Source organism: Plantactinospora sp. CNZ321 (assembly GCF_004217235.1).
Genome location: NZ_SHKQ01000001.1, coordinates 1,484,831 through 1,511,818, shown reverse-complemented (window position 1 = coordinate 1,511,818; position 26,988 = coordinate 1,484,831). Strand labels below are relative to the sequence as shown.

Here is a 26,988-nt window from a genome sequence, read left to right as displayed (position 1 = left end):
CGGCCGGTCAGACCGGCGACACCGGCAACCCCTCGGAGGACCCCCATGCGCAGGGCCATCCTGGCAGCTCTTGTCACGGTCGCGGTCAGCACCACCGTCGGCGTCGGCACCGGCGGGCCGGCCGCCGCAGCCGACGACTACTACCTGGCCACGACCGAGCAGGTCAGCAACCGGGTGCTGGTCTGGAACCGCAACGTCGCCTGGACCGACGCCAACCTGTACTGGCAGTTCGACCCGGGAACCACCAGCGGCGCCTGGCAGAACCTCTCCGGGGTGCGGATCCGGGCCACCTCCGCCTTCGGCACCGTCGCGCTGGTGACCGCGTCCGGCGGCCGGGCGGCGATCATCGACGTGAAGAGCGGCCAGCCCCGGGCCACCACCGCCGACATCCTGTGGCAGGCCACCCCGGGCGGCAACCCGCACGCGATCGAACGAATCCCGGACAACGGCTCGATCATCGTCGCCAGCTCCGGCGGCACGCTCAAGCTGTACGCGCCGACCGCGATCAGCAAGCCCAGCACACTCGCCCTGGTCCAGACCATCTCGCTGCCCGGGGCGCACGGGGTGCTCTACGACCCGACGTACAAGTACGTCTGGGCGATCGGCCAGGGAAAGCTGGTGTCCTACAAGGTCAACGGGACGTACCGGAACACCCGGCTGGCGGCGACCGGGACCGCGATCAACCTGGGTACGTACACCAACTCGGACGGGGTGACGAAGCCGAACCTCGGGCATGACCTGCAACCGTCGTACACCGATCCGAACACGCTCTTCATCACGCACACCACCGGCGTCTACTCGGTCGACACCAGCAGCCGCACCCTGACCAGCATCTCCGCTACGACCCGGGTGAAGGCGTACGTCAACCAGGCTCCCGGCGGCGAGCGTGCCTGGGTACGCGCCGACAACACCGGCTCGAAGACCTGGGGCAGCCCGTCCGTGCAGTTCTTCGACTCCACCGGTACCGCGACCGAGACGAAGACCCGGTCGGGCGCGGAGTTCTACAAGGTCCGTAACTGGACGACCGCCTTCGAGTGACGGCGTGACCGCCACGGCACTCCGGAGGGCTTGCTTCTGACAGCTACCTTTCAGGTCGTGGCAGCGGGGACTCTGGTATTCCTCATCATCGGCGGGTCCGGTGTCGCGGTGCTCGCGCTGGCACTGCTCGGCACCGAACTCGTCCACATCGGAAATCCTGACGTCGACGGTCCGATCAGCCTGGAGGCGATCGCCGGGTTCGCCGGCGTACTCGGCTTCGGCGGAGCCGTCGCCAACGAACTGCTCGGTGGCCGTACTCTCGGCCAGGTCGCCGGCGCGGCCGGTCTGGGCGCGCTGGCCGCGGTCCCGGCCGCCTGGCTGGCGGCCCGGATGTCCCGGGCGGCCCGCAACATGCGGACGGACGCCACCCCGACCCGCAACGACCTCGTCGGGGCCTTCGGGGTGGTGGTCACCCCGATCCCCAGTGCCGGCTACGGCGAGGTGCGGGTCCGGGTGGGCGGCCAGCCGGTGAAACTCAACGCCAGGGCCGAGCGGCCGATAGCGCTCGGCGCGCAGATCTTCGTCGTCGAGGCGCTGACCGAGACCAGCGTCCTGGTCGAGACCTACTGACTCCGGGCCGGGTCCCCGACGACGATCGCCGCCGCCGGGACATCGGCGCCAGACCCCGGCACGCCACATCCACCACCCCCGAACCCCGGCGGTCGACCACGCACGCCAACCCCCAATCCGAAATGGACGGTACCCATGCTGATCCTCGTCGCCATCGGCGGAGCGGTGCTCCTGGTCCTCATCCTGGTCATGTTCGTGCTCTCCCGGATCAAGGTCGCCGGGCCGAACGAGGCGTTCATCGTCACCGGCCGCAAGGGCCGTACGACGCAGGGCGCCGACGGCAGCCGCTCCACCGACATGTCCGGGCAGAAGGTCGTACTCGGCGCCTCGGTCTTCGTCCTGCCGGTGGTGCAGAAGCTCCAGTCGCTCGACCTGTCCAGCCGGCGGATCGACGTCAGCATCAAGGGTGCGGTCAGCAAGCAGGGAATCCGGGCCGAGCTGCACGGGGTCGCGATCGTCAAGGTCGGCGGCACCGAGGACGCGATCCGCGCGGCCGCGCAGCGGTTCCTGCACCAGCAGGACGAGATCGAGAGCTTCACCCGCGAGGTGCTGGCCGGAGCGCTCCGCTCGATCGTCGGGCGGCTCACCATCGAGGAGATCATCCGGGACCGGGCGGCCTTCGCCAGCGCGGTCGCCGAGGAGGCCGAGCACTCGATGACCAACCAGGGTCTGGTGCTCGACACCTTCCAGCTGCAGGACATCCTGGCCGAGGGCTCCTACCTCCAGGACCTGGGCCGGCCGGAAGCCGCTCGGGTGCTCAAGGACGCGGCCATCGCCGAGGCCCGGGCCCGGCAGGTCGCCGAGCAGGAGCGGCTGCTCGCCGAGGAGGCGATCGCCGAGGCGAACCGGAACCTGGCGCTGAAGCAGGCCGGCATCCAGGCCGAGATCGACGCCGCCAAGGCCAAGTCCGCGGCCGCCGGCCCGCTGGCCCAGGCAGAGCGGGACCAGGCGATCCTCACCGAGCAGCAGAAGGTCGCCGAGCGCAACGCCGAGCTGAAGCAGCGCCAGCTCGACACCGAGGTCCGCAAGCCGGCCGACGCGGCCCGGTACAAGGTCGAGCAGGAGGCGGAGGCCGCCCGCAACGCGGCGGTGCTGGCCGCCGACGCCGAGCGGCAGGCCACCATCGCCGCCGCGCAGGCGGTAGCCGAGCAGGCCCGGCTGACCGGTGAGGGCGAGCGGGCCCGCCGGGCGGCGCTGGCCGAGGCGAACGCGATCGAGGGTGCCAAGGAGGGCGAGGCCGAGCAGCGGCGGCGTACCGCCATCGCCGACGCGGTCGAGCGGGAGGGTCAGGCGGAGGCGGCGGCGATCCTCGCCCGGGGCCAGGCCGAGGCCGAGGCGATGTCCCGCAAGGCGGAGGCATTCTCGGCGTACGGCGAGGCGGCCGTGCTCGACCTGCTGGTCAAGGTACTTCCCCAGGTGGTCGAGGCGGCCAGCGCCCCGGTCAGCGCGATCGACAAGATCACGGTGATCTCCACCGACGGCGCCTCCTCGCTGACCAAGTCGGTGGCGGCGAACGTGGCCCAGGGGCTCCAACTCGGCAGCGACCTGACCGGGGTCGACCTGGCCGGGCTGCTCGCCCGGCTCGGTGCGGCCCGTGGCGGTGCCGACCAGGTCGTCGACGGCACGCTGACCAACGGCGGCAAGGCGGTCGAGTCGAAGAGCTGACCTGACGACGTTCCACCCCGGCCCGGCTCCGGAGTTGCCGCTCCGGTGCCGGGCCGCCTGCTGTGCCGGGCCGCCTGCTGTCCCGGGCCGGGTTGCTACTGGAGGTCGAGCAGGAACGGCGCGCCGGGGCAGGTGAGGCAGACGAAGATCCGCAGCGAGCCCCAGCGTCCGACGGTCACGCCTGTCGGCCCCGAAGCGAACCGGTCCGCCGGCTCGTCGTCCGGACGGGGCCGCTCGACCGGACGCCACCGGTCCCGGGTCCCGCCGTCGTACTCGCCGGAGGCGACGACCAGGGCCAGCAGCGTCGGGCCGGCGCACTCCGGGCACGGGGTCGGGATCGGGTCGGTGAGGCTCCAGTTGGCGCACCCGCCGACCTTCCAGCCCGGTGCCACGAAGGTGTCGACGTAGTCTCCGCCGGCCTCCTCCTCCCAGTCGTCTCTGGGCTCCCTATTCCGAGCGGGCGTACAGGGTGGTGAAGACCAGGGACTTCTGGGTCAGCCGGTCGTCGGTACAGGTGTAGTTCGACGGGGCGGTCGAGGCGGTGAACGCGCGCCACGGTCCGGGCGTACCGGCGCCGACCCGGAGCCGCACCTCGGCGGCGGAGCGTACGTCCCGCAGTTCGATCCGGTCACCGGCGAGCGCGTAGCGGTAGTCGACCCTGCCCCGCAGTTCGAGCACGACCTCCTGGCCCGCGTGACTGCTGGTGAAGGCGGTGCCGCTGCCGTAGTCGGCGATCCCGGCGCCACCGGCGCTGAGCGAGAGCGTCGACCCGGCGCCGCCGGTGAAGCGCAGCCGGCCCACCTCGGGCACGTCCACCTGCTCGTCGTGCAGGGTCACCCGCCAGGTGCCGACCAGGCAGCCATCGGTGATCGGTGCGCCGCTCGGCGTACTCCGAGCCGGCGGGGTGCCGCCGGTGCCGGTGGCCGTCGGGCCGGTGCCGGCCGGATCCCCCGACCCGCCGTTCTGGATGACCAGCACGAGCACGATCGCGACGACGAGGGCCACCAGCGTCGACGCCAGCGCCACCATCGGTACCAGGAAGGAGCGGTCGCCCGGTCTACCCGAGACGGCCACGATCACCTCCCCGCCTGTCGTACGCCGGATAGGACGGTATCGGAGTGGGCGCGGCAGGCGAACCATCCGTTCCGGCATTGACAATCCACCCGGTGTAACAGAACCTGTTACACCTATCGGGAGGCGGTGCGGCAGGGTGGCGGCGAACAGTCGACTGACGATCGCGGTGCACGCGCTGACCTGGATGGCGCTCTCCGAGCGGCGCGGCCGGCAGGTGCTCACCTCCGACCAGGTCGCCGCGAGCGTGCGGACCAACCCGGTGGTCATCCGGCGGAGTCTCGGTGACCTCCGGCGGGCCGGGCTGGTCACCGTGCGGCACGGCGTCGGGGCGGGCTGGCGTCTGGCCCGACCGCCGCACGAGATCACCCTGCTCGACGTGTACGCCGCGGTCGAGCGGGAGCCGCTGTTCGCCCTGCACCACGGCGAGCCGAACCTGGAGTGCCCGGTCGGCAGGGGCATCCGGCCGGCCCTCGGACGGTTCTACGGCGACGTCGACCAGGCGCTGCGCCGGCAACTCTCGGGTACGTCGATCGCCGACGTGCTGGACGAGACCCTGAAGACGGAACCGGACGGCACTCTGGAGACGGGGCGGGAATGAACGAGGTACGCCACCCGGTCGTGGAACTCCGGCAGTACACCCTGCACCGCGGCGGGCGCGACGTGCTGGTCGACCTCTTCGACCGCGAGTTCGTCGAGTCGCAGGAGGCGGCCGGGATGGCGGTCGTCGGGCAGTTCCACGACCTGGCGGACCCGGACCGCTTCGTCTGGCTCCGGGGATTCCCCGACATGCCCCGCCGGGCCGCAGCACTGCACGAGTTCTACGGCGGCCCGGTCGACCCGGCGTTCACCGACCTCTTCCACCAGCGGATCCGGCCGCTGCTCGCCGAGACCGGCGCCGCACCCGTCGCCTGCCTGTCGACCGAGTACGCCGAGAACACCTTCCCGGACCTGCCGGTACGCATCGGGGAACACGTCGTCTGCTGGCTCACCCGGTTCACCGACGCCGGGCAGTTCGACGACCACCTCCGGCGCCTGGACGGGTCTGCCCGCTGGCGGGACGAGGTGCTGCCCGCGCTGTCCGCCGCGCTCAGCTCGCCACCGCGACAGTTGCGGCTGGCCCCGACGGCCCGCTCGGCGCTGCGCTGACCGTGCGGAAACAGCGGCGGTCACTCGGTGACGCCCTGCTCCCGGGCCCAGCGCAGCAACTCGGCCTCGGCCTCGTCCCGGTCCAGCGGGCCACGCTCCAGGCGCAGTTCCTTCAGGAACCGCCAGGCCCGACCCACGACCGGCCCCGGCCCCACGCCGAGCAACTCCATGATGGCGTTGCCGTCGAGGTCGGGGCGGACCCGGGCGAGGTCCTCCTCGGCCTGGAGGCGCGCGATCCGCTCCTCCAGCGCGTCGTAGTCGGCGGCCAGCGCGGCGGCCTTGCGGCGGTTCCGGGTGGTGCAGTCGGAGCGGGTCAGCTTGTGCAGCCGGGGCAACAGGTCACCGGCGTCGGTGACGTACCGGCGAACCGCCGAGTCGGTCCACTCGCCGCGCCCGTACCCGTAGAACCGCAGGTGCAGCCCGACCAGCGCGACGACCTGGCCGATCACGTCCTTCGGATAGCGCAGCGCCTTCATCCGCTGCTTGGTCAGCCGGGCGCCGACCACCTCGTGGTGGTGGAAGCTGACCCGGCCGTCCGGCCCGACCGCCTTGGTGGCCGGCTTGCCGACGTCGTGCATCAGCGCGGCCATCCGCAGGACGAAGTCGCAGCCCTCCTCCTCCAGCCGGACCGCGTTGCCCACCACGATCAGGGTGTGCTCGTAGACGTCCTTGTGCTGGGCGTGCTCGTCGATCTCCAGCTTCAGCCCGGACAGCTCCGGCAGGAACCGGTCGGCGAGGCCGGTGTCGACCAGCAGCCGCAGCCCGGTGATCGGATCGGCCCCGCAGAGCAGCTTGGTGAACTCGTCCCGGATCCGCTCGGCGGTGATCCGGTCGAGGTCGGCCGCCATCGCCCGCATCGCCGTTCGGACCTCCGGCGAGACGGCGAAGCGCAGTTGCGCGGCGAACCGGGCCGCCCGGAGCATCCGCAGCGGATCGTCCCCGAACGACTCGGCGGGGGTACCGGGGGTCCGGATCACCCGGTCGGCGAGGTCGGCCAGGCCGCCGTGCGGGTCGGTGAACTCGTGCCCGGGCAGGCTGACCGCCATCGCGTTGACGGTGAAGTCGCGGCGCCGCAGGTCGTCGGCGAGGTCGGTGCCGTACCGGACGACCGGGTTGCGGCTGCGCTGGTCGTACGACTCGGCCCGGAAGGTGGTGATCTCCAGCCGCAGCCCGTTCCGCTGGGCGCCGATCGTGCCGAACTCGCGCCCGGTCTCCCAGGTCGCCTCGGCCCAGCCCTTGAGCAGCCGCAGCGTCTCGTCCGGGTGGGCGTCGGTGGCGAAGTCGAGGTCCTCGCCGAGCCGGCCCAGCAGGGCGTCCCGGACCGAGCCGCCGACCAGGTGCAGCTCGTGACCGGCCCGGCCGAACCGGCGGCCCAACTCGTCGGCGACCGGCGAGACGCGGAGCAGTTCGGCGACGGCGTTGCGCTGGGCAGCACTCAGGGCCGACCGGCTGGTGGACGGCGGCGCGGCGGCGCTGTTCGGGGCGGATGTTTCGGACATGGGATCGCCAGCGTACTGAACCGTCCGGCACCGGCTGGCGCCGGGCACGCCGGCCGGACCGGTGACTCGGTCGGGCGGGCGGAAGACCGGATTGACTAAGGTTCCAACAGTGCCGGTGGGTGTCCTGCCCGCCGTACCCCTTGGGAGGCTGACATGGCTGGCGGGCTGTACCGCAGCGCGAACGCCATGCCCGACGGCGTCCCGCCGCCGCAGGACGGCGCCACGCTGATCTCCGCGCAGCCGGTCCTGGAGAGCACCGCGCCGCCGCCGGAGACCGCCGGCAGCGCCGCCGGGAACAGCGCGATCATGGCGATCGGCAGCCTGGTGAGCCGGGGTACCGGCTTCCTGCGCACCCTGATGGTGACGGCCGCGCTCGGCGCCTTCGCGGTCAACGACGCGTACGCCACCGCCCTGATCATCCCGCAGATGGTCTACGAGTTCCTGCTCGGCGGCATCCTGACCAGCGTGCTGGTGCCGGTGCTGGTACGCCGGCGCCGGGTCGACCCCGACGGCGGCCAGGCGTACGCCCAGCGTCTGCTGACCCTGGCGGTGCTCGCCCTCGGCGTGGCCGCGGTGCTGGCCATCCTGGCCGCCCCGATCCTGACCGAGATCGTCGCCGGTGGCCGGGGCGACGACTACCAGGGCCTGGTCACCGCACTCTCCCGGCTGCTGCTGCCGATCATCTTCTTCTCCGGGCTGAGCGCGCTGGTCGCCGCGGTGCTCAACACCCGCGGGCACTTCGCGGCGCCGATGTGGACACCGATCCTCAACAACCTCGTCATCATCGCCGCCTGCGCGCTCTACATCGCCATCTACGGCGCCCGGGTCCTGGAGCCGGCCGAGCTGGGTCCGGGTCGGATCCTGCTGCTCGGCGGCGGCACCCTGCTCGGCATCGTGGTCCAGGCCGGCGGCCTGCTGCCGGCACTGCGCCGGGTCGGCTTCCGCTGGCGGTGGCGGTTCGACTTCCGGGAGCTGGGCCTGCGCGAGCTGGGCCGGCTCGGCGGCTGGATGTTCTGCTACGTGGGGGTCAACTCGCTCGGCCTGGTCGTGCTCTTCAACCTGCTCAACCGGGTCAAGGGCGAGACCGCCGGCCCGGCCATCTACAACAACGTCTTCCTGCTGCTGATGATGGCGCACGGCATCATCGCGGTCTCGATCATCACCGCCCTGATGCCCCGGATGAGCGCCGCCGCCGCGGACGGCCGCTTCGAGGACATGGCGGCCGACGTGTCCCGCGCGGTCCGCACCGTCACCGCGGTACTCGCGCCGATCGCGGTCTGCTACGCCGTACTCGCCGAACCGATCGCGGTCAGCCTCTTCGACTACGGCGCGGCCCGGGGGGACGCGGGCGCGATCTCGCCGGTACTGCTGGTCGCCGCGCTGGCGCTGATCCCGTTCGCGGTCAGCCAGGTCTTCACCTTCGCGTTCTGGGCGCTGCCGGACACCCGGATGCCGGCCCTGATCAACGTCCCGGTCGTCCTGCTCCGGATCCTGGTGCAGGTGCTCGTCTTCGCCGCGTTCTCCATCTCGGTACTCGCCTCCGGGATGATGTTCGGCAACGCGGTCTCGTACGTCGCCGCGGCGGTGATCTCCGCCTGGTTGCTGCGCCCCCGGATCGGCCGGATCGGCCTGGCCGGAATGGTCAACACCTTCGGCCGGGTGCTGGTGGCGGCCCTCGGCGCGGCCCTGGTCGGCCTGCTGGTGGTGATCCTGCTGCCGGGTTCGGCGCTGGAGAACCGGTGGCTGGGCTTCCTGGAGGTGGCGATCGGTGGAGCGGCGATCGGGGCCACCTACCTCGGTCTGGCGCTGCTACTGCGGATCCAGGAGATAACCACGGTGGTCGGCATGGTCCGGCGCCGGCTTGGTCGGTGAACCGCCGATCGGTCGGGGTACGGGCTGGGGACGTACCTGTGGAAAACCCGACGAGGCATGCTCGGGATCGCTATGCACAGGCTGTGGACAACTCTGCCGGGATCGGCTGCCGGTGCCACTGCGCGGGTTGGCGACCACCCGGATGCTGTCGGCGCAGGGCATCCGGCATACTTCCGGCGCACGGGGGAAGGTGCCGGGTGTACGCCGACGCCCCGGACGACGAAGGTGCCGGGTGGAGGCGGCGGGCCGGCACACCGACCCGGTAGCAAATTGGTGAAATCAACCTATAACTTGCCAAAGCACGGCCGAAAAGCTGGCTGACAGCGGGCGATCCAACAAGCTTCCCGACACATCGGCCCAGCAGGTCGGCGCACGGCCGCAAGATGACGTGTCGGGGATCAGTCAGACCCGGGTAAGGTCGCTCTCGACGGGTGCGGCGAGCGCCTAGGCTAGGAGTGCCGGTGGCCGTCCGATTTCCTTCGAAGGCGGAGCGGGAAGCCAGATGCCTAGCAGCACGGGTCCATCGATCGACACGATCACCGAGGGAGGACGGGTGACCCAGGTCGGCGAAGGTCAGGAGGCGGACGAAGCGGCTCCGTCCGTGATGACCTTCGGTGCCCCCGCCGTCGGTGAGATCCTGGCCGAGCGGTACGAACTTGCCGAACACATCAACGACGACAGCGCGGGCCGGCAGGTCTGGCGCGGTGTCGACGTCGTGCTGCGCCGACCGGTCGCCGTGGTGCTGCGCTACCCCGGCGGCGACTCGGCGAAGGAGATGCTCCAGGCGGCGGTGGCGGCCAGCCGGGTGATCCACCCCAACCTGGTCGGTGTCTACGACGCGATCGACGAGGAGGACCGGGCGTACGTCGTCCGCGAGTGGGTGGACGGACACTCCCTGCGCGAACTCGTCGCCGACGGGGTACTCGACCCGGCCCGGGCCACCAGCATCGCGCATGCCGTCTCCGGGGCCATCGCCGCCATCCACGCCACCGGCATGGTGCACGGCAACCTGCACCCCGGCACCGTGATGGTCGGCGACGACGGCCGGGTGGTGCTCGCCGACGCGCGTACCGACGGCGCGGACACCCCGGAAACCGACGTACGGGCGGTCGGCGGCGTCCTCTACTACGCGTTGACCGGCCACTGGCCGCACGCCGAGGCGTCCCTCACCGCCGGTTCGACCCGGCGGTCCCGCTCGCCGCTGCCGGACGCCGTCCGCGACGCGAGCGGCACCATCGCGGCCCCCCGGCAGGTCCGGGCCGGTGTACCCGCCTACCTCGACGACCTCACGATGGACCTGCTCGACCCGCAGCTCGCGGTGCCGTCCTCGGACGTCCTCGCCGCCGAGTTGGGCCGGCTCGACGCCGCCGCCGAGGAGCACTACCTCGACAGCGGACCGCTCCGCTTCACCTCCGGCGACGACGGTGGCCCCGACCTGCCGACTCCCAGCAACCGCCGGATGCTGATCGGGATCGCGGCCCTGCTGGTGGTCGCGCTGGTCGGGCTCTCGCTCGGCATCAACGCACTGGTCGGCGGCTCGGACCCGAGCGGCGGCCAGGCCGCGCCGACCCCGAGCGCCGGGGCCAGCACCGAGCCGGCGGTCGCCGGTGACCCGGAGCCACCGGCCGCTCCTCCACGCAAGCTCGACATCAGGGCCGACCAGGTCCGGGTGATCGACCCGGACGGCGACCGGACCGAGCTGAAGGGCGTGGAGAAGGTCGTCGACGGCGACGCCAACGAGGGCTGGAAGACCGACACCTACCGGAACAAGTCGAACTTCGGTAACACGAAGGCCGGGATGGGCATCCTGATCAATCTGGGCGAGCCCCGCGAGGTCACCAGCGTGCAGGTGGACTTCTCCGAGAGCGGTGTCTCCGCCGAGCTGCGCTCGGGCAGCAGGGACTTCCCGGCGACCTCCAGCGGCGACCGGGACCTGGTCGAGGCGTTCAGCAACCGGATCGGCCACGCGTACGAGAAGACCGACAGCACCAGAGTCTTGTTCAGCCAGTTCGTACCCGGGCAGAAGTACCAGTACCTGATGCTGTGGATCACCGACCTGCCGGAGACCGAGCCGGGTGCCACCCGGTGGAAGGTCGGTGTCCAGGAGATCACGGTCCAGAGTCGGTGACCTGCCGTTCATCCCAGCGCGTGCGTGATTCGGTTATCGTGCGGCCATGACCGGCGGGTTGGGCCCCGACGCTGCCGGCCGCGCCGGGTCACCCGCCGCCCGTCCATGGGCGCCGACCGACCCCGCCCGGCCGACGGGTCCGACCGTGGGTGACGCCGGGGCGACCGGGCCGCAGTTCGAGGGCCGGAGCCGCCGTACGCCCCGGCCGGTCGGCTCAGCCCAGCCCGACCCGACCGGCCACTCCGACGACGCGGCACTGCTCCGGGCGCACGTCGACGGTGACCCGGACGCCTTCGCGACCCTCTTCCACCGGCACCGGGACCGGCTCTGGGCGGTGGCGCTGCGTACGGTGAACGACCGGGAGGAGGCGGCGGACGCCCTCCAGGACGCCCTGCTGTCGGCGCACCGCTCCGCGGCCCGGTTCCGGGGCGAGGCCGCCGTCACCACCTGGCTGCACCGCATCGTGGTGAACGCGTGCCTCGACCGCATCCGCCGTCGGCAGGCCCACCCGACCGTGCCGCTGCCGGACAGCACCCGCCCGTCCGACTCCGCGCGCTGGCAGGGCGGCGTCGAGCCTGCCGCCCCGGTCACCGACCACGACACCACGCTCGTGGTGCGGCAGGCGCTCGCGGAACTTCCGGTCGAGCAACGGGCCGCGCTGGTGCTGGTGGACCTGCAGGGCTATCCGGTCGCCGAGGTGGCCGAGATCCTCGGTGTCGCCGAGGGCACCGTGAAGAGCCGGTGCGCCCGGGGCCGAGCCCGGCTCGCCGTCCTGCTCGGGCACCTCCGGCCGGCGGGAAGCGGCCGTGATCCCGCGCCGAGCCCCAGGGTGCCCTCCGTCACCGGTGGGAACCTCGGCTCCGGCGGCGGCGTCCGATCGGAATCGATCCGGCGCGGAGCGAGCAAGCAGGTGACATCGGACCGGCGCGCCGGCCGGGTCGACCAGGACCAGGAGGAATCGTGACCGGGGGCCAGTTCGGGGAGGTCGATCTCGACCTGCTGGCCGACTATGTCGGTGGCGCGCTGGACGGTACCCCGGAGCAGGTCGAGGTCGCCCGGCTGATCGAGCAGGACCCGGCCTGGGCCGAGGCTCACACCAACCTCACCGCCGGGCTCGACGCGGTACGCCTCGACCTGGCGGGCTGGGCCGCCGACCCGACCCCGATGCCGGCCGCGGTGCTCGACCGGCTCACCTCGGCGCTGGCCGGCGCGACCGTGCCCCGCACCGACGACCCGACCGCCGGGAGCAGTCCGGTCACCGACCGCACGGACCAACCGCTCGCCGGCACCGAGCCGGGTGCCGTCACCCGGTCCGGTGCCGGCCCGGACGCCGGGCTCGGATCGACGGGCGGCGCCGGCACGGGCGGGCCGACGCGTCCGGCCGGGCGGCCCCGTCGACAGCTGTCGACCCGGCCGGCCCGGTCGGGTGGTGGCCCCGGTCGACCGGGTCGGCGGCGGCGCTGGGCGCGACGGCTGGCCGGTCCGGTCCTGCTCGCTACCGTGGTCGTCGGATTCGCCGGGTTCGCCGTCCGGGGTCTCGTCGACGGCGGCGTCGGCGCCCGTGACGACTCCGCGAGTACGGCGTTGAACTCCGGCGAGGACGCCGCCGCACCGCAGATCCTCGGCTCCGGCCCGCCCCGGACGGTGGTCGAGCCCTCCGCCGAGCGGGTCCTCTTCACCGGCACCGACTACACCCCCGACTCGCTCCCGGACACCGTCTCCGAGCTGACCGAGCAGGCCGCCTCGACCGGGGCGCCCACCCGGTCCACGCCGCCGGCCCGCAGTCCCGATCCGGCCCGGCAGGACGCCGACCGGAGCCCGGCGACCGCCGCTTCGTCGTGTTGCCAGCCGATGGGCACCCCCGGCGGCCCGCTGCAGCGGTTGGCCGACCGGTCGGTCCTCGCCGCCTGCCTCGACGCGATCGCGGTGGCCCACGCCCAGGGCCCGGTCGCGGTCGACCTGGTGGACTACGCCACCTTCCAGGGCCGGGCCGCGCTCGTCGTCGTCTTCACCGACGGGTCCGGGACGCGCTGGGCCTGGGTGACCGGTCCGGCCTGCGGTTCACCCGGCGCCGGTGCCGACCTCACCTACCAGAGCCGGGTAGGGTGAATCAACACCTCATCGGCTGTTTCGTCGACGCAGTGACATGACCCACCGGATGACCGGCTCGGGAATCCCCGGTTCGTACGATGACGTTCTGGCTTGCAGGTGCCGGTGCCGTACGTGGCCGGCGCTCGGACCGCCGTCGGCGCCTGGCGCTGGTGGCGCAGAGAGACACATCGGGAGACGGCAGTGGACGAGGTCCGCAACCTGATCATCATCGGCTCTGGGCCGGCCGGTTACACCGCGGCGATCTATGCCGCGCGCGCCAACCTGAAACCGCTGGTCATCGAGGGTGTGCAGTCCGGTGGTGCCCTGATGACCACGACCGAGGTGGAAAACTTCCCCGGCTTCGCGGACGGCATCATGGGCCCGGAGCTGATGGACGCGATGCGCAAGCAGGCAGAGCGGTTCGGGGCCGAGTTCGTCACCGACGACGTGACCCGGGTCGAGCTGGTCGACACCGGTGTACCGGCCTCCGGGGCGGCGAGCACGGCGTACGTGGGTGAGACGGCGTACCGGGCGAAGGCGGTCATCCTGAGCACCGGTTCGGCCTGGCGGCCGCTGGGTGTGCCGGGCGAGCAGGAGTACCTCGGCCACGGCGTGTCGTCCTGTGCCACCTGTGACGGCTTCTTCTTCCGGGGCCAGGAGATCGTGGTGGTCGGCGGTGGTGACTCGGCGATGGAGGAGGCGACCTTCCTCACCAAGTTCGCCAGCAAGGTGACGATCGTGCACCGCCGCGACGAGTTCCGGGCCAGCAAGATCATGGCGGACCGGGCGCTGGCCAACGACAAGATCCACGTCGAGTGGAACAGCGTGGTCGAGGAGGTGCTCGGCTCCGACGGCAAGGTCTCCGGGGTGCGCCTGCGCAACGCGCACACCGGCGAGGCCAAGACGCTCGACGTCAACGGAGTCTTCGTGGCGATCGGCCACGACCCGCGCAGCGAGCTCTTCCGGGGCCAGATCGAGCTGGACGACAACGGCTACGTCAAGGTCGACTCACCGAGTACCCGGACCAACATCCCCGGGGTGTTCGCCGCCGGTGACCTGGTCGACCACACCTACCGCCAGGCGATCACCGCGGCCGGTACCGGTTGCGCCGCCGCGCTCGACGCCGAGCGGTTCCTCGCAACGCTCGCGGAAGACTGAATCCCAAAGCACGAAGCAACCCCCGAGGAGGACTAGTGGGAGCAACAAGCGCCGTCACGGATGCCAACTTCGCCAGTGACGTGCTGCAGTCCGATACGCCGGTACTTGTGGACTTCTGGGCCGAGTGGTGCGGGCCGTGCCGCAAGGTCGACACCCTGCTGGAAGAGATCGCCGGCGAACTGGGGGACAAGGTCCGGATCGTCAAGCTCAACATCGACGACAACCCGGAGACCGCCCGTGCCTACCGGGTGCTGTCGGTGCCGACCCTGACGATGTTCAAGGGCGGCGAACCCGTTCAGTCCATCGCAGGCGCCCGCCCGAAGAGCGACCTGATCAAGCTCATCGAGACTGCTCTGTAACGCAGGTCATCGCCACGCCGATGCGCCCGCCCCCGGATCCCCCGGAGGAGGGCGCATCGGCGTCTTCGGCCGCCGCGCCGACCCCGGCGACAAGCTCGGCATGCTCGACGAGATCCACCCGCCCCGGTTGAACCGAGACCCGAGACCCGGGCGCCGGTCGCCGGCCACCGGTCGCTAGCCGGTCGCCGCGTGTCACGGATCAGGCGGCAATCGGCTCCGGCATGCGTCCGGGCCCGGCGGAACGGGTATATCCGCAGCTCGACGGCGAGTTTGCCGGATGCCGTACGGTCAAGGACGGGCGTGCTCCGGAGCGCCACGGTACGCTCCGGAAGCGTTCCTCCGCGCGTCGGCGGGCCGGCGCGACCGGGCCGGACCCGTCGAGGCGGTTCCGCCTGGGCCGCCCGGAGGAGCGACGAGCCGTCCGCCGCCGGACCGGCCGCAGGGGCCGATCCGGCACACCGCCCGGCAGCCGGGCAGTCAGCCGCAGGTACGCAGAGGAGGTTGTCCGTGCGTCCGATCCGACGCGGTGACCGGGGACGTGCGGTCACCGAGATCCGAGCCGTTCTCGTCGGGCTGAGCCTGCTGCCCGCCGGTGGGCCACCCGGCGCCGACGAGTTCGAGGCGGAGACCGAACGCGCGGTACGCGCCTTTCAGCAGGACCGTGGGCTCAGCGTCGACGGCCAGGTCGGCCCGGAGACCTGGCGGGCGCTGGACGCGGCCCGGTGGCGCCTCGGCGCCCGTACCCTCTACCAGGCGATTCCCGACCCGCTGATCGGCGAGGACGTTCGGACGCTGCAGGAGCGCCTGCTCGAGATGGGCTACGACGTCGGCCGCGCCGACGGCGTGTACGGCGCCCGGACGGCCCGCGCGGTCGCCCAGTTCCAGCGTGAGGTCGGGCTGCCCCCCGACGGTGCCTGTGGCCCGCAGACGATGAACGCGCTGCGCCGGCTCGGCCGCAAGGTGGTCGGCGGCCGGCCGACCCTGCTCCGGGAGGCCGACGCGTTCCGCCAGTCCGGTCCGAACCTGGTCGGCAAGGTCATCGTGATCGACCCCGGTCACGACCCCTTCGATCCCGGATTCGTGGTCCAGGACGGCGCGTTGCGGTGGACCGAGGCGGACCTCGCCTACGACCTCGCCGCCCGGCTGGAGGGCCGGCTCGCCGCCGCCGGCATGCGGGTGCACCTCACCCGGGGCCCGGCGCCGGCCGCGCCGCTGGCCGATCTCACCCGCGCCGACCTGGCCAACGAACTCGGCGGCGACCTGCTCATCTCGCTGCACATCGACGGGCACGTCAACCCGGAGGCGGACGGGGTCGCCACCTACCACTACGGCACCGCCAACGGCGTGACCTCAAGCGTCGGTGAGCGGCTGGCCGGGCTCGTCCAGCGGGAGATCGTGGCCCGGACCGGGCTGCGCGACTGCCACACCCACGCGAAGACGTGGGAGCTGCTCAGGCTGACCCGGATGCCGGCGGTACGCGTCGACGTCGGCTACCTCACCTCGCCGGCCGACCGGGCGCGGCTGGTCGATCCCCGCTTCCGGGACCGGGTCGTGGACGCCATCGTCGCGGCGGTGCAGCGGATGTACTTCCCGGTCGAGGAGGACGTGCCGACCGGTTCGATCGACGTCAGCGAGCTGCGGGCGATGGTCGCCGCCGGGTCCGCCGCCCCCGACTGACGCCGCAGGCCCCGGTCGGTGCGTCCGTGAACCGGGTTCGCCTTCATCGTGGTTGGTGCGGGCTGTGAACCGGAGGCCCGTCAGCCGGCGGCCGAGCGGGTGGCGGGGCGTACCGGCCGGAGCAGCCCTTCGGGGCTCATCGAGCCCAGCAGCTTCTCCAACGCGTACTCGACGTCGGACTTCCAGGACAGCGCGGTACGCAGCTCCAGCCGGAGGCGGGGAAAGCGCGGATGCGGGCGTACCGTCTTGAAGCCGACGGAGAGGAAGTAGTCGGCAGGGGCGACACAGCCGCCAGCGCCCTCGCCGGCGTCGCCGAACTTGGCGTCGCCGAACGCCTCGATCGCCTTGATGCCCCGCTTGGTCAGGTCCCGTGCGACCCCCTGCACGAGCATCCGGCCCAGCCCGCCACCGGCGAAGGCGGTGATGATGTGTGCCGTGGTCAGCAGTGCGGCGTCGGCCGAGACCGGAGAGGTGGGGAAGGCCATCGACCGGGGAACGTAGGCCGGCGGGGCGTACATCACGAATCCGGCGGGCATACCGTCGACGTATGCCAGCTTTCCGCAGGAGCCCCATTCGAGCAGCGTCTGCGAGACCCAGGCCTCCTTCTCCAGGCCGGGATCGCCTGCCTCGCGGGCCCGCTCGGCCGCCACCGGATCCAGCTCCCAGTAGACGCACCGGCGACACGGCGTGGGCAGGTCTTCGAGAGTGTCGAGGGTCAGACTGACCAGACGTCGCGACATCGGCGCATCCCCACAAATCATCCTGGAGGCCCAAAGACGCAAAATATCGCCATCTCCGGCCCCTACCCCCAACGAGCGATCGTACGCCGGAACCGCCCGGCTCGGGAGGGTACAGGTCGACTACCCACCGTTCCACCCGGTCAGCCGGTGAACCCGGCAGGTCAACCGGTCCGACATGTGGACGGGCCACTGGGCCGAGGGGCTTGATGGGGTGATCCGGATTACCATCGAACGACGAGCGCCAGCCGGCGGTGTTGCCGGCCAGCCCTCCGCCCCCGCCCGCAGGGCGGAGTCCGGCGGACCAGACGGCGAGCGGGCGCGGCGTTCGAGGTGCCGAGGGCACCGGGGCAGGACCTGACGACCAGGTTCGCCGAATGCGGTTGACCTGGTTCGCTGAATGCGGTTCGGTGGCCGTCCCGGCGGGAACGGCCGTCATGGGCAGGCACAGCGAGTGGGCAGGCACGACGAGCGCAGCGAGGAGGCACCGGCATGACCGGTACGACGCTGGACGACTACACGGACCGCTATGCCCGACGGGTACGCGGGATGACGGCATCGGAGATCCGAGCCCTGTTCGCCGTCGCCAGCCGTCCGGAGGTCGTCTCGTTGGCCGGCGGCGCTCCGTACATCGCCGCGTTGCCGCTGGACGCGGTCGGCGAGATGCTCAACAAGCTCGCCGCCGACCAGGGGGCGAGCACCCTGCAGTACGGCATCGGCCAGGGCGCGCCGGAACTGCGGGAGCGGATCTGCGAGGTGATGGCGCTCTCCGGCATCGACGCCGGCTGCGGCGCCTCCCCGGAGGACGTGGTGGTGACGGTCGGCGGGCAGCAGGCGCTGGACCTGATCGCCCGGCTCTTCCTCGATCCCGGCGACGTCGTACTCGCCGAGGGGCCCACCTACGTCGGCGCGCTCGGCGTCTTCCAGAGCGCCCAGGCCCAGGTGGTGCACGTACCGATGGACGCCGACGGCCTGATCCCGGAGGCGCTGGAGCTGGCTATCGCCGACGTCGCCCGCTCGGGCCGGCGCGCGAAGTTCCTCTACACGATCCCGACGTTCCAGAACCCGACCGGGGTGACGCTCACCGAGGAACGCCGGGAGCGGGTGCTCGACATCTGCGAACGGGCCGGCCTGCTGGTGGTCGAGGACGACCCGTACGGCCAGCTCGGCTTCGACCGCGAGGCGCCGGCACCGCTGCGGGCGCGCCGTCGGGACGGCGTCTTCTATCTGAGCACCTTCTCCAAGACCTTCGCGCCCGGGCTGCGGGTGGGCTGGATTCTCGCTCCACACGCCGTGCGCGACAAGCTGGTCATCGCCAGCGAGGCGCAGATCCTCTGCCCCAGCGCGTTCGCCCAGGCGGCCGTTACCACCTATCTGTCGACGATGCCGTGGCGGGAGCAGCTCAAGACCTACCGTGAGGTCTACCGGGAACGCCGGGACGCTCTGCTCGACGCGCTGGCCGACTACATGCCGGCCGGCACGAGCTGGACCGAGCCGGGTGGCGGGCTGTTCGTCTGGGCGACGCTGCCGGACGGCCTGGACGCCAAGGCGATGATGCCGCGGGCCATCGCCGCCCGGGTCGCCTACGTCCCCGGCACCGGCTTCTACGCCGACGGTACGGGGGCGGGCCACATGCGGCTCAACTTCTCCTTCCCGCCCCCGGAGCGGATCCGCGAGGGTGTGCGCCGGCTGGCGACCGTGATGGAGCAGGAGACCGCGATGCGCGAGGTCTTCGGCGCCGTCGGCGCCCCGTCCCGGCGCCGTCGTGGGCAGGCCGGCGCGGATGTGCCGGGTCCCGACTTGGCATGATCTCCGGCATGAGTACGCACTCTGCCGACGATCCACTCCAGGCCGCCGAATGGCCGGACCCCGTACCTCACGATCCTGCGCCGGAACTACGCGTCCTGGTACTCGCTGGCGGACTCTCGTACGAACGGGACGTGTCGCTGAAGTCCGGTCGGCGGGTGCTCGACGCGCTCCGCTCGGCCGGTGTGGAGGCGGAGCTCCGGGATGCCGACGTCTCGCTGCTGCCGTTGCTCCGGGACGATCCCCCGGACGCGGTGGTGATCGCCCTGCACGGGTCGACCGGGGAGGACGGCTCGCTGCGCGGCGTACTCGACATCTGCGACGTGCCGTACGTCGGCTGTGACGCCCGGTCGTCCCGGCTGGCCTGGGACAAGCCGTCGGCGAAGGCGGTGCTCCGCGAGGGCGGCATCCCCACCCCGGACTGGGTGGCGCTGCCGCACGACCGGTTCTCCGAACTCGGCGCGGTGGCGGTGCTGGACCGGATCGTCGACCGGCTCGGGCTACCACTGATGATAAAGCCTGCCCAGGGCGGCTCGGGGCTCGGCGCCGCCGTGGTCCGGGATCCGGCCGCGCTGCCTGCGGCGATGGTCGGCTGTTTCGCGTACGACTCGACGGCGCTCGTCGAGCGCTACGTGCCCGGAATGGATGTGGCGGTCTCGGTGGTCGACCTGGGCGACGGCCCGCGTGCGCTGCCCGCCGTCGAGATCGTCCCCCGGAACGGGGTCTACGACTACGCCGCCCGCTACACGGCCGGGCTCACCACGTGGCACGCACCGGCCCGGCTGTCGGCAACCGCGGCGGCCCGGGTCGCGGAGACCGCTCTCGCGGCCCACTCCGCCCTCGGACTACGCGACCTGTCCCGGGTGGACCTGATCGTCGACGAGGACGACCGACCGCACGTACTGGAGGTCAACGTCTCGCCGGGCATGACCGAGACCTCGTTGCTTCCGCTCGCCGTCGGCGCCGCCGGACTCGACTTCGGTGGGCTGCTCCGCACACTGGTCGTCCGCGCCTCTCAGCGCCGTACCCTCGGCCGTCCCTGAGCTGAGCCGCTCGCCCGGCCGGCCTTCTCGGCGGCCTTCACCATCGCCGCGGGTCGCCGGCCGCGCCCGCTGGGGTACGGGGCGGGCGCGTGTGCGCGGCGACGATTCGGCGGCCTGGTTTGGCCAACTGATGGCGTGTCTCAGGTCGATGGCCGGATGGCAGGGCCCGGCAAGGGTCCGCCGCCACCCGTTAGGCGTTCGGAGACGAGCCCCGGTACGCCCGGCTGGCCGGACCCGCCCTGGGGTTCGCGGCGGGTGGCCGGACCGGGATCCCCGGTCGAGGCCGTGGCCTCGGTTCCTCCCGGCTCTGCCTCCGGCTCCGGCCCTGCCTCCGGGGCCGGCCCTGCCTCCGGGGCCGGCTCTGCCTCCGGGGCCGGGTCGGGCTTCGGGTCCGGCATTGTCGGGGTAGTCGGGGCCGGGGTAGCCGAGCTGGACTCGGCTGCTGCTGCTGGTTCTTCCGCGGCTGCTCCGCTGGCCGGGGTGGTGGCTCGCTGCACGGCCCCCTGCTGAGCCAGGCTCGACGGCGCCTGCCACTGGATGCGGGGCGGCTCGGCCAGCGGACGTCCACCGAACTCGGCGAGCCAGGCGGCCACCAGCGCCAGGTTCTCCCGCCACTGTGCCTCGGGGATCGGGGGCAGGATGTGGTCCCACAGGGACAGGAAGGTGCCGCGCAACTGGAGCCGCCCGTACGGCCGCGCCAGGAACCAGAGGTGCAGGTGTGCGGCACCGTCTCCCCAGCGATTCACGTGAACCCGGGCGACCCCGTCCAGGGACCGCACGGCCCGCTCAAGCCGTACCGTCATCACCCCGAGTTCGGCAGCGAGCAGGTTGGGCAGGTCGCCGAGGTCCAGATGCGAGCGTGATTCGAGGATCAGCACCATCGGCAGGCCGGTCGGCCGGTCCATGGCGCGTACTCGCCAGCGTTCACTGACCCAGATATAGGCCTCGTCGGGAGCATTGCAGGAATGGCATTCGCCGGAACCCTCGCCCTTGCGCGGCGGCTCGACCGCTACGGGCTCGTCGAGGTGCTTGACCCGGAACTCGCCTTCGAAGGGGAACGAAGGCCACCTGGTGAAGTCTGGTACAGCGGGAGGGGTGTGGGGCACGACGCTGACCCTAACCGAGTTCGGGACCGGTGTCCCTACCCTGTTTTGGCTGCCGATCACCGGCCGGTCGGCGCCGGATTCGAGCGCCGTCAGCCGCTCTTCGTCCGGCGGGCGGCGGGATCGGACCGCTCGACTACGTCAACATCGGAACGGTTCCCGAGGTGTGGCTCCGGCGCCTGGATCCGCCGCCTGGATCCGGGATCGTCCGGCGGTCGAGGTGGACGCACGGACACGGCGCGGAGAGAGCCGTACGTCTCCCGAGACGCGCCGATTCCTGAGGCATCCGCCACCCGGCTGGGGGCAATCTCAGCGAATTTCACCGCCGTCATCCACAGGCCAATACCGCGTTCCACGCGCTGTTTCACGTGAAACGAGGGGTGCCTGTGGACAACGCCTGTGGATTACCAGGCGCCGTCTCGGGCGCAGTACCCACCATGGATTGGATCGATGTCCCACGCCGAGAACGGAGTAGGCGATGCCGGTCTGCGTGGGCACAGATCCGCCAGCCTTTCGGTCCCCCGGGTAGCGCCCTTTCTTGTCGGCGTGCCCCTGTCAGGCAGCGGCGGGTGCGACTCGCAGACCTGTCTGGCCCGACGGCCCGACAGCCCGACGACAGCGCCCTCGGCCGTGCGGTGCGGTTGCCGTTCCGGCGGCCAAGGCGACCGTGCCGGGTGCCCTGGTTTCACGTGAAACCAGCGACCGCCCGCCTCGGCTCCCGCCCCGGCAGGGCGCACCCCGGCAGATCAATGGGAATGGCCGCGACCCCCGACTATCGAGGGCGCGGCCATCACCACGCTGTCGGACCGGGTCGGCCCACCTCCCAGCGGCCGTGAGGTGGGGACCCGGCGGTCAGACCGACTCGTCGGGCTCGGCGTCCGAGCCCGACATCCCAATGAGGCCGACGATCCGCTCAAGGTCGTCGACGGTGGCGAACTCGATGGTGATCTTCCCCTTGTTCCGCCCGATGTCCACCTTGACCCGGGTGTCGAATCGATCCGAGAGCCGGTCCGCGAGATCCGTCAGCCCTGGGGCGTGGACCTTCGCGCGCCGCTTGGCCGGGCTGGGGCGGCTGGGCGATATCTCGGCCAGCTTCACGACCTCCTCCGTGGCCCGCACCGACAGCCCTTCGGCCACGATCCGCCGGGCGAGTTCCTCCTGCGCCGTCGGATCCTCCAAGCCGAGCAGCGCTCGGGCATGCCCGGCGGAGAGTACACCGGCGGCCACCCGCTTCTGCACCTCCGCCGGGAGGTTCAGCAGCCGGATGGTGTTCGAGATCTGCGGGCGACTGCGGCCGATCCGCCGAGCCAACTCCTCGTGCGTGGCGCCGAACTCCTCCAGCAGTTGCTGGTAGGCCGCCGCCTCTTCCAGGGGGTTGAGGTTGGCCCGGTGAATGTTCTCCAGCAGAGCGTCCCGGAGCATCGCATCGTCCCGGGTGTCCCGGACGATCGCCGGGATCGACTCCCGGCCGACCGCCTGGGCCGCGCGCCAGCGCCGTTCACCCATCACGAGCTCGAACCGCTCACCGGCAAGCTGGCGTACCACGATCGGTTGGAGGAACCCGACCTCCTGGATCGAGAGCTTGAGCTCCTCCAGGGCCTCCTCGTCGAAGACCTGCCGCGGCTGCTTCGGGTTGGGCACGATCGCGTCGAGCGGAATCTCGGCGAACCGGGCCCCGGGAACGGGCGCCAGATCCGGGACGGCCGGCTGGACCGGAGCGGCCGGTACGGACGCGGACCAGGTGGATTCACCCGGCAGCGATCGCGTTCCCTCCGGTCGGTCGACTGGAGGCTCCGCCGTCACCACCCCGGCCGCTGGTTCCGGTGCGGTGGGAATCAGCGCGCCCAGTCCTCGACCCAGCCCGCCCCGCGGACGGTTCTTCATGCCACGCCTCCCGACGCATCCACCGAGCTATGCATTGCGGCCAACAGACTCTTTGACCCCGCGCATCGCGATCTCCTGGGCCGCCTCGAAGTAGCTCGTGGCGCCCCGCGAACCGGGATCGTAGGTCATCACCGACTGGCCGTAGCTCGGAGCCTCCGACACCCGCACGTTGCGCGGGATCACCGCCTGCAGCACCTTGTCACCAAAATGGTTCCGGACGTCCTGCTCGACCGCGTCCGCGAGCCGGGTCCGCCGGTCGTACATGGTGAGCAGGATCGTCGAGACCTCCAGGGTGGGGTTCAGGTGCTGCCGTACCAGGTTGATGTTGTTGATCAGCTGGTTGAGGCCTTCCAGTGCGTAGTACTCGCACTGGATCGGGATCAGCACCTCCTGGGCGGCGACCAGGGCGTTGACCGTGAGCAGGCCGAGCGAGGGCGGACAGTCGATGAAGACGTAGTCGAACTCGGCCGGGTGGGCGGCGATGGCGCGGGCGAGGCGGGACTCCCGGGCTACCACCGAGACCAGCTCGATCTCGGCACCGGCCAGGTCGATGGTGGCCGGTACGCACCAGAGGTCGGGGATACCCTCGACCCCCTGGGCCACCTCGGCCAGCGGCACGTTGTCGATCAGGCAGTCGTAGACGTCCGGTACGCCGGCATGGTGCGGCACGTTCAGGCCGGTCGAGGCGTTCCCCTGCGGGTCGAGATCCACGACGAGGACACGGTTGCCGTGCAGCGCCAGGGCCACCGCCAGGTTGACCGTGGTGGTGGTCTTGCCGACGCCTCCCTTCTGGTTCGCCACACACATGATCCGTGGCCGGTCCGGACGCGGCATCGTCACCTCACCGCTCGGGTTCAGGATTTGCACAGCGCGCATTGCCTCCATTGCCAACGGGGGATCGTCCTGTTCGCGAGACGAGGTTTCACGTGAAACGTACGCGTCGGACTCGGCGTCCTCAGGGAAGGTCTCCGGTACGGCCGGCGGCGTGTCGGCCGGCGACTCGGACCGGGCTGTCCGGCGGGCGTCCGGCCTCACCCCGTGCACCCCCGGCGCTGCCGACGGCTCGACCGGGACCACCGGAGCCTGAGCCTCGACGGGCGGGGGCATCTGCGCCTGCGCGGCGGGCTGCGGTGCCACCGGCCGTTGCGTTTCCTCCGGCCGTTGCGTTACCTCGGGTGGCGCCGAGAAGGTCGGTGCCGTCGCCCGCCCCGCCGGCCGTCGCCGATCCGGTCCCTTCCCGAACTGCTCCGGCTCCGGTCCGGGTGCCGGTTGCCGGGGCAGATCGGGTGCCGCCCGCTGGTCGACCGCATCCGCTGTGAACGGTGAGCCCACCGAGGGATACCCCGGCCCGGCGGGCTCGGGTATGCCGGGCGGCGGCGTGACCCGGGCGGTGCCACGAGTCGGACCTGGCGGCGGTATGGCCTCGTACCCGGTCGGCTGGCCGTCGGAGCCGTCACTCCGGACCGGCGGCCGGGTTCGACCGCTGGCAGACCAACCTTCGTAGTCGGTTTCACGTGAAACATCGGCGCCGCCGGAGTGGTACCCCCCGGAGTCCGTCATCTCTGGATCGTCATACCTACCGTTGTCATGCACCGTGTCATCCCTGCCAGCTTCGGATGGTGTCGGCCCGGTCAGCGCCCATGCCCGCGCCTCGGGCGTTAGCGTGCGGCCCGGCGAAGAAGCAGCGAAGGGCCTGAGGCGCCACCCGCCGCCCGGTCTACACTATCGACGCGCGGTCAGCCTACGGCCGTCGGGCGACCGGGGCCACGGCTGTCCGTAGGATGAAAACCGGCCGTGGCGCAGATCTTGCCCTCAGGGATCGGGTCTGATCAGCGGATTCGACGCCTCGGCCCGACTGCCGACAATTGTGACTTTGATTGCTCCGGCCGATCGACCGTTTCCCGGCGGGTGTCGTCCGGGCGAACTCGATGTGGCAGAGAACCCCGGAAATCTGGCTCGTCGAAGTTGAGCGGGGTTGAGGTGTCCGCGGTGGCGTCGGGTGGTCGCGGTGCGGGTGCGTAGTTTCAGGATTGCCGTAGGGAGGCTCAGCTGGGCGTGGCCGTGCCGCGGTCGGGCCCGAGCAGCGCCTCCTTCAGCGGCTCCCGCCAGGCGTCAGCGGCCGGGTCGTACGCGCCGAAGTCGGTGCCGAACTCCCAGTAGATCCAGCCGATGCCGAGCCTCTCGGCTGTCTGGCGCACGGCGCGGGTCCATCGGGCGCGGGCCGCCGGGTCGGCTCGCTCGTACGCGCCGAACTCCCCGATGAAGAGCCGCTGCCCGGCATCGCCGGCCCAATCGGCTGCGCGGCGCAGGTCCGCCTCGACGGCCGCCAGGTCTGCCGCGCTGCCCCAGCTCGTGCCGAGCCACCTGTCGGCGCCGGCAACCCAGTGCGCGCCCTGGTGGGTGAAGGCGAACGGTGCGTAGTAGTGGATGGTCACTGCCAGGTGTGGGTCGTCGGGCAGGCGCAGCGCCGGCAGCGCGGCAAGGTCGTTCATCGCCGTGGGTCCGACGACCACCGTCCGGGTCGGGTTGGACTCGCGTACGACCGCCAGCGCGGGCTCAACCAGCGCGTTCCACTGCTCGTCTGTCATCGGCGGGCGTGGCTCGTTCAGCAACTCGAACCACAACCGCGACGGCCGGTCGGCATACCGGGTGGCGATCTGCCGCCACAACGCGAGGAACAGGTCGGTGTTGCCCGCCGGGTCGTCCTGCATCTCGTGGAAGTGGTGCAGGTCGAGGACCACGGCGAGTTCATGGGCGAGCGCCAGACCGACGGCCCGGTCGACGCGGGCGAAGAACACAGGATCGATCGGGTACGGCGCAGTGCGCGCGGCGTGCCCGGCCCACCGGGCTGGCAGCCGCACGGTGTCGAAGCCGGCCTGGCGCACCGCCTCGAAGTAGCGCTCGGACAGTTCGAGCCCTTCGCCCGGCGGCGCGTCGAGGGCGTTGCCGAAGTTCATCCCGAGCACGATGCCCACCCTACGGACGCCCGGCGGCGCCACCGGTGCGACATCCTTGCCGAGTACATGGGCCCGGACGTAGCTGGGGCAGGCGCAGCCCGGCCGGACCGTGCGCCCAACGTGTCGGCATACGAACCCTCAACCGAAGAGCCGGTAATCTTTCGACATACATCGAAACAGTCCCGGCCGCCTGCCGCTGCCGGCGGCGACGACGCCTCCGTCAGAGCGTCGACGCCTCACCGGGACGGTCCTGTCGGCCGCGGCCCGGGGTCGGACGACCGCGCCGGCCGACCGACGCACCCGGTGCCGGCATTCGGCCGGCACGCTCCCGGACCACCTCCACAACTGTCGTCGGCGGGTCGACCACCCCGCGGCCGGCCTGCCGGACGATCGGCGGCGCTCCGCCGAGCCGGCGTACCGCGTCGGCGTGCTCGGCCACCTCCTCGGCGGCGCTGGCTCCCTTGAGCGCCAGCAGGCGTCCACCGGGCACGGCGAGCGGAAGGCACCAGCCGGCGAGCCGGTCGAGCGGAGCGACGGCGCGAGCCGTCACGACATCGGCGGGCACCCGCAACCCGGCCGGGAGGTTCGCCAGGTCGAGCGGGCCGCCGGCCTCGACGGAGAGCGGCCCGTCGGCCTCCACCACCGACGGACGGTTGGCGCGACCACCCCGCCGTCGCCGAGCGCCGGTACCCTCGCGCCGGCTCGCGGCAAGTTCCTCCGCCCTGGCCCGGACCACTGTGACGGTCTCCGCGAGGTCGAGCGCGGCGACCACCTCGGCCAGGAACACCGCTCGCCGGGCCAGCGGCTCGACCAGTGTGACGGCCAGGTCCCGCCGGGCGATCGCGAGGACGATTCCCGGGAGCCCGGCGCCGGAGCCGACGTCCACGACGGAGGCGTCGACCGGCAGCAGTTCCACCACCGCCGCGCAGTTGAGCAGGTGCCGATCCCAGATCCGGGGCGTCTCACGGGGGCCGATCAAGCCACGCAGTACGCCCGGGCCGGCCAGCAGTTCCGCGTACGCGACGGCGAGCGGAAGCCGATCCCCGAAGAGGGTACGGGCCGGCTCGACGAGTTCCGCCGGAAGCGGCACGGCAGGGGACCCGTCGTCTCCGCCCGGAACAGGCGACGGCCCGGGCGGCGGTTCGCCACCCGGGCCGGAAACCGATCGGTGGGTCATCGAC

At 71.9% G+C, this 26,988-nt stretch carries 23 protein-coding genes; 14 read left to right on the top strand and 9 right to left on the bottom strand.

Going from position 1 to position 26,988, the window contains the following annotated elements:
- The first annotated feature begins 45 nt into the window (after positions 1-45).
- The 3 genes from EV371_RS06650 to EV371_RS06640 all read left to right on the top strand — a co-directional run bounded on the left by EV371_RS06650 (position 46) and on the right by EV371_RS06640 (position 3,273).
- Positions 46-1,038: a DUF6528 family protein gene (locus EV371_RS06650; protein WP_130461267.1), complete on the top strand. Its 993-nt coding sequence runs from the start codon at positions 46-48 to the stop codon at positions 1,036-1,038.
- A 57-nt stretch (positions 1,039-1,095) separates the two neighbouring features.
- Entirely contained in the window at positions 1,096-1,608 is a 513-nt protein-coding gene (locus EV371_RS06645; protein ID WP_349337706.1) for a hypothetical protein, read from the top strand.
- Between the two features lie 135 nt (positions 1,609-1,743).
- Complete coding sequence (locus EV371_RS06640; protein WP_130461265.1) at positions 1,744-3,273, top strand: SPFH domain-containing protein; 1,530 nt, start codon at positions 1,744-1,746, stop codon at positions 3,271-3,273.
- A 95-nt stretch (positions 3,274-3,368) separates the two neighbouring features.
- Here the strand turns inward: EV371_RS06640 and EV371_RS06635 are convergent, their stop codons facing one another.
- Together EV371_RS06635 and EV371_RS06630 are read right to left on the bottom strand one after the other, a co-directional pair.
- A complete protein-coding gene (locus EV371_RS06635; protein ID WP_130461264.1) occupies positions 3,369-3,665 on the bottom strand; it encodes a hypothetical protein in 297 nt (98 codons plus the stop codon).
- A gap of 55 nt (positions 3,666-3,720) precedes the next feature.
- Positions 3,721-4,347, bottom strand: coding sequence for a hypothetical protein (locus EV371_RS06630; RefSeq protein ID WP_130461263.1), 627 nt, complete (start codon positions 4,345-4,347; stop codon positions 3,721-3,723).
- Between the two features lie 136 nt (positions 4,348-4,483).
- Here EV371_RS06630 and EV371_RS06625 point away from each other — a divergent pair, with 136 nt between their 5' ends.
- The gene (locus EV371_RS06625; protein WP_130461262.1) at positions 4,484-4,945 is read left to right on the top strand and encodes an Rrf2 family transcriptional regulator; all 462 of its coding nucleotides are present in this window, start codon (positions 4,484-4,486) and stop codon (positions 4,943-4,945) included.
- Positions 4,942-5,493 (top strand): NIPSNAP family protein, encoded by a 552-nt coding sequence (locus EV371_RS06620; protein ID WP_130461261.1) that lies wholly within the window; start codon positions 4,942-4,944, stop codon positions 5,491-5,493. The genes EV371_RS06625 and EV371_RS06620 overlap by 4 nt, the downstream gene beginning before the upstream one ends.
- 20 nt (positions 5,494-5,513) lie before the next feature.
- Here EV371_RS06620 and EV371_RS06615 read toward each other — a convergent pair whose 3' ends face one another.
- Positions 5,514-6,992, bottom strand: coding sequence for a CCA tRNA nucleotidyltransferase (locus EV371_RS06615; RefSeq protein WP_130461260.1), 1,479 nt, complete (start codon positions 6,990-6,992; stop codon positions 5,514-5,516).
- A 153-nt stretch (positions 6,993-7,145) separates the two neighbouring features.
- Here EV371_RS06615 and murJ point away from each other — a divergent pair, with 153 nt between their 5' ends.
- The 7 genes from murJ to EV371_RS06580 all read left to right on the top strand — a co-directional run bounded on the left by murJ (position 7,146) and on the right by EV371_RS06580 (position 16,277).
- Positions 7,146-8,864, top strand: a complete 1,719-nt coding sequence (murJ, locus tag EV371_RS06610) for a murein biosynthesis integral membrane protein MurJ (RefSeq protein WP_130461259.1) — start codon at positions 7,146-7,148, stop codon at positions 8,862-8,864.
- Positions 8,865-9,366: 502 nt separating this feature from the next.
- On the top strand, positions 9,367-10,992 hold the full coding sequence (locus tag EV371_RS06605; RefSeq protein WP_130461258.1) for a protein kinase domain-containing protein: 1,626 nt from the start codon (positions 9,367-9,369) through the stop codon (positions 10,990-10,992).
- 46 nt (positions 10,993-11,038) lie between these two features.
- Positions 11,039-11,956: an RNA polymerase sigma factor SigM gene (gene sigM, locus EV371_RS06600; RefSeq protein WP_349337702.1), complete on the top strand. Its 918-nt coding sequence runs from the start codon at positions 11,039-11,041 to the stop codon at positions 11,954-11,956.
- On the top strand, positions 11,953-13,101 hold the full coding sequence (locus tag EV371_RS06595; RefSeq protein ID WP_130461257.1) for a hypothetical protein: 1,149 nt from the start codon (positions 11,953-11,955) through the stop codon (positions 13,099-13,101). Before sigM ends, EV371_RS06595 begins: the two co-directional genes overlap by 4 nt.
- A gap of 183 nt (positions 13,102-13,284) precedes the next feature.
- Positions 13,285-14,241: a thioredoxin-disulfide reductase gene (trxB, locus tag EV371_RS06590; protein ID WP_130465710.1), complete on the top strand. Its 957-nt coding sequence runs from the start codon at positions 13,285-13,287 to the stop codon at positions 14,239-14,241.
- 35 nt (positions 14,242-14,276) lie between these two features.
- Entirely contained in the window at positions 14,277-14,600 is a 324-nt protein-coding gene (gene trxA, locus EV371_RS06585; RefSeq protein ID WP_130461256.1) for a thioredoxin, read from the top strand.
- 507 nt (positions 14,601-15,107) lie between these two features.
- A complete protein-coding gene (locus EV371_RS06580) occupies positions 15,108-16,277 on the top strand; it encodes an N-acetylmuramoyl-L-alanine amidase (RefSeq protein ID WP_130461255.1) in 1,170 nt (389 codons plus the stop codon).
- Between the two features lie 80 nt (positions 16,278-16,357).
- Here the strand turns inward: EV371_RS06580 and EV371_RS06575 are convergent, their stop codons facing one another.
- On the bottom strand, positions 16,358-17,017 hold the full coding sequence (locus tag EV371_RS06575) for a GNAT family N-acetyltransferase (protein WP_130461254.1): 660 nt from the start codon (positions 17,015-17,017) through the stop codon (positions 16,358-16,360).
- A gap of 489 nt (positions 17,018-17,506) precedes the next feature.
- Between EV371_RS06575 and EV371_RS06570 the strand changes: the two genes are divergently transcribed.
- Together EV371_RS06570 and EV371_RS06565 are read left to right on the top strand one after the other, a co-directional pair.
- Positions 17,507-18,823 carry an aminotransferase class I/II-fold pyridoxal phosphate-dependent enzyme gene (locus tag EV371_RS06570; RefSeq protein WP_130461253.1) on the top strand — a complete coding sequence of 439 codons (1,317 nt, stop codon included), beginning with the start codon at positions 17,507-17,509 and terminating at the stop codon, positions 18,821-18,823.
- Between the two features lie 8 nt (positions 18,824-18,831).
- Positions 18,832-19,863 carry a D-alanine--D-alanine ligase gene (locus tag EV371_RS06565; RefSeq protein ID WP_130461252.1) on the top strand — a complete coding sequence of 344 codons (1,032 nt, stop codon included), beginning with the start codon at positions 18,832-18,834 and terminating at the stop codon, positions 19,861-19,863.
- Between the two features lie 140 nt (positions 19,864-20,003).
- Here EV371_RS06565 and EV371_RS34150 read toward each other — a convergent pair whose 3' ends face one another.
- The 5 genes from EV371_RS34150 to EV371_RS06540 form a co-directional block, all read right to left on the bottom strand.
- The gene (locus tag EV371_RS34150) at positions 20,004-20,969 is read right to left on the bottom strand and encodes a hypothetical protein (protein ID WP_486484512.1); all 966 of its coding nucleotides are present in this window, start codon (positions 20,967-20,969) and stop codon (positions 20,004-20,006) included.
- Positions 20,970-21,818: 849 nt separating this feature from the next.
- Positions 21,819-22,850: a ParB/RepB/Spo0J family partition protein gene (locus EV371_RS06555; RefSeq protein ID WP_130461251.1), complete on the bottom strand. Its 1,032-nt coding sequence runs from the start codon at positions 22,848-22,850 to the stop codon at positions 21,819-21,821.
- A gap of 27 nt (positions 22,851-22,877) precedes the next feature.
- Positions 22,878-23,894, bottom strand: coding sequence for a ParA family protein (locus tag EV371_RS06550; RefSeq protein ID WP_486484915.1), 1,017 nt, complete (start codon positions 23,892-23,894; stop codon positions 22,878-22,880).
- Positions 23,895-24,895: 1,001 nt separating this feature from the next.
- Positions 24,896-25,849 carry a glycoside hydrolase family 5 protein gene (locus EV371_RS06545; protein WP_207230426.1) on the bottom strand — a complete coding sequence of 318 codons (954 nt, stop codon included), beginning with the start codon at positions 25,847-25,849 and terminating at the stop codon, positions 24,896-24,898.
- A 178-nt stretch (positions 25,850-26,027) separates the two neighbouring features.
- The gene (locus EV371_RS06540; RefSeq protein ID WP_130461250.1) at positions 26,028-26,984 is read right to left on the bottom strand and encodes a 16S rRNA (guanine(527)-N(7))-methyltransferase RsmG; all 957 of its coding nucleotides are present in this window, start codon (positions 26,982-26,984) and stop codon (positions 26,028-26,030) included.
- Between the last annotated feature and the right edge of the window lie 4 nt (positions 26,985-26,988).